Source organism: Alkalihalobacillus trypoxylicola (assembly GCF_001590785.1).
In the GTDB taxonomy this organism is placed as follows: Bacteria; Bacillota; Bacilli; order Bacillales; family Bacillaceae_D; genus Alkalihalobacillus; species Alkalihalobacillus trypoxylicola.
In genome coordinates this window covers 238,815-250,616 of record NZ_LTAO01000012.1, presented here as the reverse complement: position 1 = coordinate 250,616, position 11,802 = coordinate 238,815, and the positions used below count along the sequence as shown (strand labels likewise).

The following is an 11,802-nucleotide window of genomic DNA, read 5'->3' as shown; positions in this document are numbered from 1 at the left end:
GTTTCATTCACTTTTAGAGCAATGATGAAATTCACTTATTTGAAAAAATTTTTTCAAAGGCCTTTTATGCATACTGACTAGCCTGCCCTTCGTTTTTTTGATTACTGTTTTAGTACAATTCAATAAAAAATGTCTTAAAAGTGTTGATTTTTTTTCGTAAGGGATATATATTATTGTCTTGAAGGTATTTAACGGAAAAAATTAGGAGTGAATTTTTTGTCATTAGCTCTTGATTATTCGTCCATTCTGTTGGATAATTTGACAAGCGCGGAGACATATTAAGGTTGATATGAATTATATGTATAGTAATCCTATTAATGGTTTATTCTTTTCCCTCTTTAACAAATCTCTAAAATTTGTGGTTAAGTATGGGAAAGAAAAGGTATAGACACTAGTAGGTAAATTGCAATGACTTACTTAAAACGATTTTATAAATTAGAGGTGCTTATGATGACTGCAATAAAAGAAATTAAATCTATGGACGAGTGGAAAAAAATTTATCATTTGTCTTCAGAAAGAAAGGCGTATATTTTAAAGTTAAATAAACAGTGTCAGCTTTGCGTTGAAGCTTATGAAGAATATCAAAAGTTTGCTGCTACTTATGATAAAGAAGATGCTGATTTTTATCTTCTAGATGTTATTGATTTTAAACAAATCTCCAATGAGATTGCGAATGATTTAGAAGTTACTCATCAATCGCCACAATTAATCATTGTCGAAGATCAAGATTCTGTCTGGTGCGATCATCATCAAGACATTACATTTCGCAACATGAAGCAATGTGAAAAAATGACCTAATAATAGGATGAGGGCTCCCTCATCCTATTATTATGAAAATAGCTGTGTCCAAGTTTTAGGGCCTACTATTCCATCTACCACAAGCTTATGTGTTGCTTGATAATGGCGAACGGCTCTTTCTGTATTAGGTCCATATAGTCCGTCCATTATGACTCCTAAATAAGCTTGAACCATTTTAATGTCCTCCCCATTCATATAAGGACTTTTCAGGGATAGTGGCCTTTTATAAACCGTCTTTTTTGCTAATTGGTCGATTTTACCCCAAGTTTTAGGGCCTACTATTCCATCTACTGTTAGTCCGTGCTTTTTTTGATAAACTTTTACTTTTTCCTTTGTCTCTTTGCCAAATACTCCATCTACTTTCGCCCCTACTACAAACTGAATATATCGAACATCTTTTCCCGACATAATTTTTTTAGTAAACTTTTGCTTTTTCGGTGTCGGTTGTGGTTGTTTTTTCAGTATTTCCTTTAATGCCGCTTGCGTGTGTGAGCCTACGATGCCATCCACCTTTAATTCTGCTTTTTTTTGAAAAGAGCGAACGGCACGTTCTGTTTCTAAATCAAAATGTCCACTTGCCACAAAATGATGGTGTAATTCCCCCGCCTTTATTAAATTCTCTTGCAGCTGTCGCACTGCCTCTCCTTGACTTCCTTTTTTCAACAAAAACGAGGTAGGATGCTTGGTACTGTTTTTTTCTTCTATTTGAGTCACTATCCTTACATCTGTTTCTACACTGTTTTTTAATGTTTCTTTAAAGAAATCCCATGTCTTTAATAGCGTAGCAGGACAATTTTTCCCTGTCCAATATTGATGTGGCACTACTTGACCAAGAGGAATCGAGTGCTCCTTCATTAAAAATCTTATGAGAGCAATCGCATTTTCCATGGCTTTAATAAAATCTCCATCACTATTTACACAAATTTCAATACCGATCGATTCTCTATTCCCTCGACCTGATCCTCCATCACCAGCATGCCAGCCTATTTCGTCAACAGGTAAATGCTGAAAAACCATTTCATGATTATCGACTGTATAATGCCAGCTTACAGGTGTCGTTGGATTTTTGACATATCGTGCATGCATTTGAGCATTAGCACCATTTCTTCGATTGGCCGTCTCATGTACGGTTATAAATCTCGGACTCATTTTAGTTCGAGGTCTATTTGCATTGGTTTCAGGAATAAAATCCTGTTTAATAATCATCTTTCTCCTCCTCCCTTTTACCACTTCCTTTTTTCAGAAGGTAAAGTAGCTCTTACTTCAAGGTATGCTAAAAATTCACTAGTGCTAGGACAATCTGGTAAACATCTTTCCCTTTTTATATCGAATAAAATAGTAAAAAGTGGGTGGTTATTTCTCCAAGCATAGACTATTTCTTATTTCTGATACGCTTTCATTATATTTCCATTATTTTCTGATTGAATAACGAACGTATATTCGCATATAATAAAAATACGAATATAAGTTCCCTTATATAAACATATTTTATTGAAAGAAGGGTCGTTAGATGAGTGTCATTTTCCTAGTTGATATGCAGTCCTTTTATGCTTCTATTGAAAAGACGCGCTATCCTGAGGCGTTCGATAAACCACTAGTTGTTTCGGGAGACCCCGCCAGAAGGAGTGGCGTGATTTTAGCTGCTTGTCCACTTGCTAAATCCTATGGAATTCAAAATGCAGAAAGGCTTTGGGAAGCTCAGCAAAAATGTGATCATCTGCTCGTCGTTCGCCCCCACATGCAGGACTATGTAGACATTTCCATTGAAATAACGAAAATCTTTCATCACTATACTGATTTAGTAGAGCCCTTTTCCATTGATGAACAATTTCTTGATGTAACAGGAAGTCAGCATTTATTTAGCTCTGCCGAACAGATGGCTAAAGCTATCCAAGCAGAGGTTTGGCGCTCCACTCATGTCCGCGCACGCATTGGGATAGGCGAAAACAAAGTTCTAGCAAAAATGGCTTGTGATTTATTAGCCAAAAAATCTCAATCCGGAATTGACTGGTTAAAAAAAGAAGAGCTTGCTCAAAAACTATGGCCCCTATCTATTGATAAGCTTTATGGAGTTGGTAGCAAGCGCACTAAGCATTTTCGAAATATGGGAATTAGAACCATTGGACAATTTGCCGAGACCCCTCTGGAATACTTCAAAAAGAAGTGGGGAATTCCAGGGCATGTCTTATGGATGAATGCACACGGAATTGACTATTCTCCAGTCTCGAATAGCTCACATGATCGGCAAAAAGCGATTGGTCATGGCATGACTTTACCTCGTGATTATGAAGAAAAAAATGATATTAAAGTCGTTCTTTTAGAACTCTGCGAAGAGGTTTGTAGAAGGGCGCGTTCGAGGAAGGTGATGGGAGAAACAGTCAGTCTCAGTATTTCCGGAGCTAGCTATGAAATTCCTAAAGGCTTCCACCGACAAGTTAAACTAGAAGAGCCGTCTAATGTAACGCTAGAGCTCTTCCAAGCCGCGAGCCGATTACTTGATACGTTTTGGGAAAATTACCCGATTCGACGCTTAGCGGTTTCGCTTTCTAGCCTTTCAAGCGATCAAAACATTCAATTAAGTCTTTTTCAGAAAGACCGAGATCAGCTTTTAAAGGTCGGCTATACGATGGATTCTATCAATTCACGCTTTGGGAAAACCACCATTAGGCGTGCTACTTCCTTTCTGCCAGCGAGTCAGGCAAAAGATCGATCCGCTAAGATTGGAGGACACTATCAATGAGTGAACACCTAAAACGAGGTAATTTACTATGGGAGAGCAGCCGGATGTTTCTTCCTGAACATAAAGAAGCACTATTAAAATTAAAGCAAACGGAACAAGAAGTACCTAAACCAGAGCTTGATGAGCAAGCTTTTGAGGAATTAGGTATGACCGTGTTAAATGCATTGAATCATACTCTTTCTGTTAAAGTTCATTATTGGGATGACGGGCAATTAAAAGAAGAAAGTGGCATTATTGCTCGTGTTGATGAACACAACCAGTCACTTATCCTTCGTGATGCTCACTCTACTTTACAGATTAAATTCAGCTTCCTTATCCATGTAGAAATTCTCTAAGTAAGATTAAAAGGGCGGAGCAAGAGCTCCACACAGGCTAGGCACCCGACTGTTCGCTCTCCCACAAAACACTCCGCGGCCAGTGACGCCAAGCTAACTTTTTTAAAAAGTGCATGACCACTTGATCAACCGCTCGATTTCGTCTTTCATAAAGAATCTACCTGTTCATCAGAGCCCTCCTTCTTGTGAGAAGAAGGAGGGTTGTTTTTCATCCAGTACACAGCATTTCAAGTTTCGCTATATGAGAAGATTTAAGAACAGGTTATGTCCCAGCTTTTTTTCATTTTAAGTAATAAAGAATAGATGGAGCCATTAAACATTCACATTCAAGCTTCTTTCCTGAATAAAACGTAAAATTTCTTGAGAGAATACTTCAAAATCTACCATTTTTGATTGCTTTTCACCATATTTACGAACATTGACACTTTTATTTTTTATTTCTTCATCACCAACAATGACAACATATGGAACCTTCAACAGTTGAGCAGTTCTAATTTTATACCCTAGCTTTTCATCACTTTGATTGAACTCCACTCTTATTCCTACTTTCTTCAATTCCTGTTTGAGCCAAAGTCCATATTCAAAATGCGCACTAGAAATCGGAATAATTTCGATTTGAACAGGTGATAACCACACAGGAAAAGCACCTGCATAATGCTCTATTAGAATCGCTAAAAAACGATCAATGGAGCCATAAATAGCGCGATGGATCACAACGGGACGAACTCGTTCATTCTCTTCATTAATATAAGATAAATCAAACTTTTCAGGCATTTGGAAATCCAACTGAATCGTTGCACATTGATGATTACGATTTAGTGCATCTTTTATATGAAAGTCAATTTTAGGACCATAAAAGGCTCCGTCTCCTTCATTCACCTGATATGGAAGCTCTAAATCATCTAAAACCTTTTTTAAGCCCCTCTCTGAAGATCTCCATAATTGTTCAGAACCCATAAAATCTTGAGGACGAGTCGATAATTCGATGAAATATTCAAAGCCAAAAGTACGATACATCACTTCAATTAAAGCAAATACTCCTTTTATTTCACTTTCAATTTGATCCTCACTAACAAAAATATGAGCATCATCTTGACAGAACGTCCTCACTCGAAGTAGTCCATTTAATGCACCACTAAATTCATGACGATGTACCTGACCAAATTCCGCATAGCGAATAGGTAAATCCCGATAAGAAATGAGCTGATTTTTAAAAATCAACATATGCCCAGGACAATTCATTGGCTTTAGGGCAAACATTTCTTGGTCCACTTCCGAAAAATACATATTTTCTTGGTAATGCTCCCAATGCCCTGACTGCTTCCAAAGGCGCTGATTCATCATAGAAGGAGTTCTGACTTCTTTATAGCCAGCCTCTAACTGAATTTCACGAGAAAACTGTTCGAGTTCATTACGGAGAATTTGGCCTTTTGGTAAATATAAAGGCATTCCAGGGCATTCTTCTGAAAACATAAAAAGCTCTAATTGTTTTCCTAATTTACGATGGTCGCGTAAGCTCGCTTCTTTTAAATCCTTAACATGATTCATTAAATCGTTGTTATGAGCAAAAGCAACACCAGCCACTCTTTGCATAACTTCTCCGTTTGAATTCCCCTGCCAATATGCCCCTGAAACATGAGTTAATTGAAAAGCTTTAATAAAAGAAAGAGAAGGAAGTAGAGGATAAGACTCGTGACAAAGGTCGATAAACTCACCTTGCTTATAAAAACGGACCCATTTCTCCCCTAAGCGATCATTTAATAGCTCTTCTTTAAATATCTCTCCCTCTTTTTTTAACCATTGTTTCGCTTCTTCAAACGGAACCTCTACTTGCTCAATTAATGCATTTTCATCAATAAGTCTTTTCATTTCTTTTTCAATTTGTTTTAAATCAGATTCTGTTAGAGAACGGTTAAGTTGAACATCATAATAGAAGCTATAACCATTAACAGATCCAGCTCCTAATTGAACCGAATCATACAAGTTCTGTAAGGCTTGAGCGAGCAAATGAGTACAATGATGACGTAAAATAGCTAGCCCTTCTTCTGAGGAAAGAGTAATAACCTTTAAAGAAACCTGCTCTTCTAATAGATAAGAAAGCTCCACCAGCTTCCCATTTACCTCACCAGCAATTGCTTCTTTTCCTAACTGGGAACTAATTGATTTTGCCACCTCTAAAATAGAGCATCCCTGCTCTACCTCTTTTTTCCTTCCATCTGCTAACACAACCACTATTTTCTTTTCACGCATTTTTATCACTCCTTATAAAAATAAAAAAACACTCATCCCCACAAGGGACGAATGTTATTCGCGGTTCCACCCTACTTCCCACCATACAAATCTGCATGAATAGCTTAGGAATTGATAACGTCAATTAAAACGGTATTGGTTTTTAACTTCCCCAATACAACTCAGAAGGTGGTAAAAGGTAACCCTTTTGCTAGGAAGTTTCCAGCACCCTTCCCTCTCTGTAAGCACGGTTTTACCGATCATGTCCTCGTCATCGTTATTTATTTTATTTCGTTATATAACAAAAAACACCCATCCCAACCAAGGGACGAGTGTTAATTCGTGGTTCCACCCTACTTTCCATCATCACGCATGAATCTATGCAGTAATGGCTTAGGTGCTTGTAACGTAAGCAAGCTACGGCAATGGTTTCAATAATCCCCCATGCAGCTCCAAGGTGGTAAATAACTGATTGAAAGCTAGGAAGTTCACAGCACCCTTCCCTCTCTAAAAGCTCAAGCAATCATTCATGTCCTTTTCAAAGCCTTTCCAAACAATTTCTTTTGAATTACAATATATAATACTCACAAGTTTTTAAAAATGCAACTATTTTTTTGAAATTATAGGAAATAATGAATAAACCGACCATTTATTTAAAGAAGTTTTGAATATTTCCAAATTCATTTGTTGATTGTAACGGTAGGTAGTGACTCCCAAAGGATCAGCGCAGTCTTCAGCTAAAGTGAAAATCAACCAAAAACCTAATCGTTCCGTTTTCAATATAAAATTTGAATGATGAAATTGATTCGAATAGCTAGAAATTCTATGCATTCCTCTTCACATGAAAACGTCACAAAATTCTTTGATTTAAAGGTGGAATCTCGATTAAAATTTGTTAAGATTTACAATATCAACGAGCCAAACAGGAGGGTTTTTTTTGAATAGTTTATTTATAATTATTATTTTAGCTACTCTTTTCCTATCACTACTCAGTACGATAATCGTAATGAAAAAGCGTAGAAATAAATATGTTGCCTTATCATTTTCATTTATTATTAGTCTCGTCATACTAGTAACGGCAACTCCTATTGTGTATAATGGCGATCCTAATATTTTTATAAACCAAAGCAATCTCTTTTTTGCCAATTTAGGCATCTACACACTCATTTATTTTATCCCTTTAATTACTTTAATTAATTTTTGTGTGATTTCTTTACTAGTGAAAAAAGAGCAGCCCTCAGAGCCTAAAAACCAAGACCATTAAAACAAGTAATAGTGATTTTAACACTTTTAAAAACAAGATTTGATTAGCCGATTGATATACACTAGTATAGGAAAAACCAAAGGACGAACGTTCCTATTTTTTAGGAATGTTCGTCCTTTTAATCGATCCATCTACTTTTGTGACAGCATCACTAAACTCCAAATTTTGTTATGTTAATATAATAAAAGGAGTTAGAAATATGCACTTTTTTATCTTCTTGAACGAAATCCTAATAACCAATTAAGACTGCTGTAGATTATAAAAAAGACTAGCACGGATAGTCGCCACTCTAGCAATTCTTGAGCATCTACTTTAGGGCTATCTACAGTAAATGAGGCCAAAAACCAGCCGCCGAAAAGAATCAATCCTATCACGTAAACTAAACGCTGCTGCTCAGAAACCTTCGACTTTACACTTGTAGCAGCAACCTCCTCTGTACCCGTTGATTGGTCATGTTCAACAGTCGTATTTGATTTCTTGTATAAATAATAACAAAGTCCAAAAATAATCCATACAAAGCCAAAAGACGAAACTAAAATAAAAAATACTTCCATAGGGAAAAACTGAACCGCCCACCCCATAATACTAATTATAAAGAAAAAAAGAGTCACAACTAAAAAAGCTATCATTTAAAGAATTTCTCCTCCTACACCTAACTATTATTCTATTAAAATGTTATTTAATCACTCTCACAAGTAAAAACATAGGCCTACGCATTTCATGCTTCATCTCCTCAGAAAATTCCAACATCTCTAATGAAGGCTGAGGTTCTTCTATTACTTCTAATTTAAATCCAACTGATAGTAAAGTATTCATGTATGTAGAAAGCGTACGGTGGTATTTAACGACATTCTGTTCTAAAAATTGGGTTTCTCTTATTCCTTCCTCCTGATAATGGTCAATTGGCCAATGAAGCTTATCACCTTTATGATTATATATCCAATCCTGTAAAGCTACAGACGTGAAAATCGGATGCTCTACAGAGAATAAAAAAACACCATTTTTGGTTAATAAACGCCAAATTTTACGAACAGCTTGTGAATAATCGCTTACATAGTGAAGAGCTAAAGAACTCATAATCACATCAAAATATCCATCCTCAGCTTCATAATCTTCTATTGCTGACTGAAAGTAAGTAATATGGTCATCATCCGTTAGCTTTCTAGCTTCGTTAATCATTTTTGTAGACAAATCTACTCCTATCACCTTTTTTGCACCTTGCTTTCTAGCATAACGGCAATGCCAGCCAAACCCGCAACCTAAATCTAGAACATTCTTACTATTAAAATCAGGCATTAAGCGTTTTAACACATGCCACTCTCCAGCCCCATCAAGCCCGTAAAGGGACCGAGGTAACCTTTTATACTGATTAAAAAAATGCTCGTCATCATATTTATTTTGTCTCAAAGTTACTCTATCCTCCCACATAATATTTATCAATATGAGTCCATTTCAGATTTGCTTTGTAAGTGAACGAAACCGACCATTCATTATAAAAATGTCTTGAATGTTTCCGAAATCACTCGTAGATTGTAACGGTAGGTAGTGACTCCCAAAGGATGAGCGCAGTCTGAAGATCCACTCTGACGAAGCTCTGCGTAGTCGGAGTTAGCTGAAGACAAGCCCTTGGGAAAGCATCTACCTAAAGTGAAAAGGATGAGCGCAGTCTGAAGATCCACTCTGACGAAGCTCTGCGTAGTCGGAGTTAGCTGAAGACAAGCCCTTGGGAAAGCATCTACCTAAAGTGAAAATCAAAAATCTAATCGCTCTATTTTCATTATAAAGATGTAGTGAAATGTTTGCGAATTTACTCGTTGATTGAAACGGTAGGTAGTGACTCCCAAAGGAAAAGCGCCGTGTGAAGATCCACTCTGACGAAGCTCTGCGTAGTCAGAGTTAGCTGAAGACAAGCCCTTGGGAAAGCATCTACCTAAAGTGGAAATCAAAACCCTAATCGTTCGATTTTCATTATAAAATATGAATGATGAAATGGGGTTAAGTGAACGAAACCGACCATTCATTATAAAAATGTCTTGAATGTTTGCGAATTCACTTGCTGATTGAAACGACTCCCGAAGGATAAGCGCCGTTTGAAGATCCACTCTGACGAAGCTCTGCATAGTCAGAGTTAGCTGAAGACAAGCCCTTGGGAAAGCATCTACCTAATGTGAAAATCAAAACCTAACCGCTCGATTTTCATTAAAGGATATGTATGATGAAATTGGTTCATATACATAAATTATAAGCTAATTGAATGGCTATTTAAATATTCATTTTTTTTCGTAACTACTCATATTATAACTTTTCGAAAATTAAGGTAAAAATTGTGATTTTAGGAAGTAAGAAATAAAAAAAAGCAAACACACATAACCCGACAATTCCCAGATGGAAGCACATTCTCTGAAGCACTTTCTTTTCCTTTAGAGAAAAACCTAACAACAAAAGTAAAATAGAAATTAAAGGAAACATACTCACATAAAGACCCATGCTAATCCCCCTTTATCCTGATGCGAAAAAGGCCTTTCTAATGGTAATGTGAATTTACTCCAAAGCCGGATAAAGCATCGTTCATTTTGTATAACGATTAGCATATGTGCTAGCCACAATGGCATCAGGTTTAATTTTAGGCTCAATACCTATTGATTTTAGTCTTGCTATCATTTCTGTTACAAGTAATCTCGTTTTATTACGCTCACCATTACCAATATCTAAGTGGCCCTCTATAGCAAAGCTAGCACCATTGTATATAGAAGGTAGGATGATATCGACTAATTGATTCATCTTTTCCTCCGTAAACAACGAGACTAATTCCTCCGTTAAAGAGGTTTCCATCGAGATTTTTTCATGCAAATTTAAAAACTTTTTTGGAATGGTCCTTTTTCTTATACAAGCCCACACCCCTGTTCCTTGTTGTGCGATTACAATAGCCGTAATAAACTTTGTTCCTTTGTTATACGAATGAACATGACTATCCGTCCCAAGCATTAATCGATATTTCCCATTTGGATCGCGGCTCATAAAGGCTAGAATTCTTTGAAATACATCATCAAAGGTTAAATTTTTCTCATATGAATTTTCAAAAGTAAGATTTAGAGGTTTATTCATCTTTTTAACCACCTACTTCTTTCCTTACAGATTCGCAAGTTAATAGAAATGGAAGTGTTTCTTCATGTATTATATGATTTCAAAATAGGAAGGATACAGAAAAAAAGTATAGACCTTTTTCTTACTCCATATACTGGATCGATTGAAAAATAAGAGGGGGGATGAGCCTTGGGTGATTTAATTATTGCACCTATGAGTGATATGTATGCTAAACAAATTTTACAGTGGACATATGATAAGCCTTATGACTTTTATAATATGCCGAATACCTTAAATAGTTATTTTGAATTAATGAATGGAACTTATTATGTGGTTTGCTGTAAACCTAATGATTTAATAGGCTTTTTTTGTTATGGAAAATCCGCTCAAGTTCCTGCCGAACATCATCAAGGCTTATATAACTATCCTTGTATCGATATCGGCTTAGGCTTACATCCTCAATTGACAGGAAAAGGAATGGGATACTCTTTTTTTAATGTAGTCAGTCAATTTATTCAAACACAGCAGCCGAATTATCGATTAAGACTAACCGTTGCTTCATTTAATAAAAGAGCCATTAAGTTATATCAAAAATTTCACTTCAAAGAGGTTGCCAGCTTTCAAGTTGGAAAAATTGATTTTCTGATTATGATTCAATAATTATTTTCTACTAACTATTTATTTAGGATATATAGAAATCGAATTCAAAGGGTCTTCTTTAATACTATTATGGTATGCTCCAAAAAAATGCTAAAACTTATTCAATTGCTTAATATTCACCCCTTACATTCACTATATTAAGATAATTAAAAACAGAAACAGCCTCTAATGAATTAGGCTTTATATTGATACAGAGCCGTTTCATACTTTTGTAAAACTTTTATTTCCTTCACAAACGAAAAGCCATTTTTTTCGTAAAAATTTCTAAGCTTCCGTCGATCAGATGCACAATCTAGTCGTACCCATTGGACTTCTTTACTAACTGCTTGCTTCTTTACCCATTGTAAAATCTCACTTGAAACCCCATCTGATGCAAAGCTTCTCCTTATCGAGAGCTTATGAATATATAAGGCATCATCTATTGCGCCTGGCCAAAATAATGGATCTTTATCTTGTATGATTACTGTACCAGCTGGCTTGTTTTGAAGGTAAGCTACGTACATTTCTCCATATGAATAATTTTGTAGCAACTGCTCAGGACTCAAATCATTGATTTCCCACAACGGTTGTTTTTTTTGGTGTAACCAGCTTGCCGCTTCACAAAGAATCTGACTGAATAGCGTTATATTACTAGCATCCACCTTTATCATCTTTAATCGATTACGCACAATAACCCACTCCTTTTTTAACGA

The 11,802-nt window shown here is 36.1% G+C and carries 11 protein-coding genes and 1 pseudogene; 5 read left to right on the top strand and 7 right to left on the bottom strand.

The genetic code is table 11. From position 1 onward, the window contains the following. Positions 1 to 408: 408 nt before the first annotated feature. Positions 409 to 798 (top strand): bacillithiol system redox-active protein YtxJ, encoded by a 390-nt coding sequence (gene ytxJ / locus AZF04_RS08315; RefSeq protein ID WP_061948336.1) that lies wholly within the window; start codon positions 409 to 411, stop codon positions 796 to 798. Between the two features lie 30 nt (positions 799 to 828). Here the strand turns inward: ytxJ and AZF04_RS21550 are convergent, their stop codons facing one another. Together AZF04_RS21550 and AZF04_RS21545 are read right to left on the bottom strand one after the other, a co-directional pair. Further along, positions 829 to 1,206 carry a peptidoglycan-binding domain-containing protein gene (locus tag AZF04_RS21550; RefSeq protein ID WP_235599964.1) on the bottom strand — a complete coding sequence of 126 codons (378 nt, stop codon included), beginning with the start codon at positions 1,204 to 1,206 and terminating at the stop codon, positions 829 to 831. Positions 1,207 to 1,254: 48 nt separating this feature from the next. After that, a pseudogene (locus AZF04_RS21545) lies at positions 1,255 to 2,004 on the bottom strand (peptidoglycan recognition protein family protein); the annotation flags it as partial. 304 nt (positions 2,005 to 2,308) lie between these two features. Between AZF04_RS21545 and AZF04_RS08305 the strand changes: the two are divergent. After that, positions 2,309 to 3,538 (top strand): DNA polymerase IV, encoded by a 1,230-nt coding sequence (locus tag AZF04_RS08305; protein ID WP_061948334.1) that lies wholly within the window; start codon positions 2,309 to 2,311, stop codon positions 3,536 to 3,538. After that, a complete protein-coding gene (locus AZF04_RS08300; protein ID WP_061948333.1) occupies positions 3,535 to 3,873 on the top strand; it encodes a YolD-like family protein in 339 nt (112 codons plus the stop codon). Before AZF04_RS08305 ends, AZF04_RS08300 begins: the two co-directional genes overlap by 4 nt. Positions 3,874 to 4,185: 312 nt before the next feature. Here the strand turns inward: AZF04_RS08300 and thrS are convergent, their stop codons facing one another. Further along, positions 4,186 to 6,123 (bottom strand): threonine--tRNA ligase, encoded by a 1,938-nt coding sequence (thrS, locus tag AZF04_RS08295; RefSeq protein WP_061948332.1) that lies wholly within the window; start codon positions 6,121 to 6,123, stop codon positions 4,186 to 4,188. Positions 6,124 to 7,039: 916 nt separating this feature from the next. On the opposite strand from thrS, the gene AZF04_RS08285 reads away from it, so the two are divergent. Then, entirely contained in the window at positions 7,040 to 7,366 is a 327-nt protein-coding gene (locus AZF04_RS08285) for a hypothetical protein (RefSeq protein WP_061948330.1), read from the top strand. A gap of 209 nt (positions 7,367 to 7,575) precedes the next feature. On the opposite strand, the gene AZF04_RS08280 is transcribed toward AZF04_RS08285, so the two are convergent. The 3 genes from AZF04_RS08280 to AZF04_RS08265 all read right to left on the bottom strand — a co-directional run bounded on the left by AZF04_RS08280 (position 7,576) and on the right by AZF04_RS08265 (position 10,471). Then, positions 7,576 to 7,995: a hypothetical protein gene (locus tag AZF04_RS08280; protein WP_061948329.1), complete on the bottom strand. Its 420-nt coding sequence runs from the start codon at positions 7,993 to 7,995 to the stop codon at positions 7,576 to 7,578. Between the two features lie 46 nt (positions 7,996 to 8,041). After that, positions 8,042 to 8,773 carry a class I SAM-dependent methyltransferase gene (locus AZF04_RS08275; RefSeq protein ID WP_061948328.1) on the bottom strand — a complete coding sequence of 244 codons (732 nt, stop codon included), beginning with the start codon at positions 8,771 to 8,773 and terminating at the stop codon, positions 8,042 to 8,044. A gap of 1,161 nt (positions 8,774 to 9,934) precedes the next feature. After that, positions 9,935 to 10,471 carry a ribonuclease H-like YkuK family protein gene (locus AZF04_RS08265; protein ID WP_061948326.1) on the bottom strand — a complete coding sequence of 179 codons (537 nt, stop codon included), beginning with the start codon at positions 10,469 to 10,471 and terminating at the stop codon, positions 9,935 to 9,937. A 168-nt stretch (positions 10,472 to 10,639) separates the two neighbouring features. Here AZF04_RS08265 and AZF04_RS08260 point away from each other — a divergent pair, with 168 nt between their 5' ends. After that, positions 10,640 to 11,110 carry a GNAT family N-acetyltransferase gene (locus AZF04_RS08260; RefSeq protein ID WP_082795308.1) on the top strand — a complete coding sequence of 157 codons (471 nt, stop codon included), beginning with the start codon at positions 10,640 to 10,642 and terminating at the stop codon, positions 11,108 to 11,110. Positions 11,111 to 11,283: 173 nt separating this feature from the next. Here the strand turns inward: AZF04_RS08260 and AZF04_RS08255 are convergent, their stop codons facing one another. Then, positions 11,284 to 11,778, bottom strand: a complete 495-nt coding sequence (locus tag AZF04_RS08255) for a GNAT family N-acetyltransferase (RefSeq protein ID WP_061948325.1) — start codon at positions 11,776 to 11,778, stop codon at positions 11,284 to 11,286. Between the last annotated feature and the right edge of the window lie 24 nt (positions 11,779 to 11,802).

What these genes read in the sequence shown, in the direction of transcription:
- ytxJ (WP_061948336.1), top strand. Translation starts at nt 409, where the DNA reads ATGACTTACTTAAAACGATTTTATAAATTAGAGGTGCTTATGATGACT.
- AZF04_RS21550 (WP_235599964.1), bottom strand. Translation starts at nt 1,206, where the DNA reads ATGTCGGGAAAAGATGTTCGATATATTCAGTTTGTAGTAGGGGCGAAA.
- AZF04_RS08305 (WP_061948334.1), top strand. Translation starts at nt 2,309, where the DNA reads ATGAGTGTCATTTTCCTAGTTGATATGCAGTCCTTTTATGCTTCTATT.
- AZF04_RS08300 (WP_061948333.1), top strand. Translation starts at nt 3,535, where the DNA reads ATGAGTGAACACCTAAAACGAGGTAATTTACTATGGGAGAGCAGCCGG.
- thrS (WP_061948332.1), bottom strand. Translation starts at nt 6,123, where the DNA reads ATGCGTGAAAAGAAAATAGTGGTTGTGTTAGCAGATGGAAGGAAAAAA.
- AZF04_RS08280 (WP_061948329.1), bottom strand. Translation starts at nt 7,995, where the DNA reads ATGATAGCTTTTTTAGTTGTGACTCTTTTTTTCTTTATAATTAGTATT.
- AZF04_RS08265 (WP_061948326.1), bottom strand. Translation starts at nt 10,471, where the DNA reads ATGAATAAACCTCTAAATCTTACTTTTGAAAATTCATATGAGAAAAAT.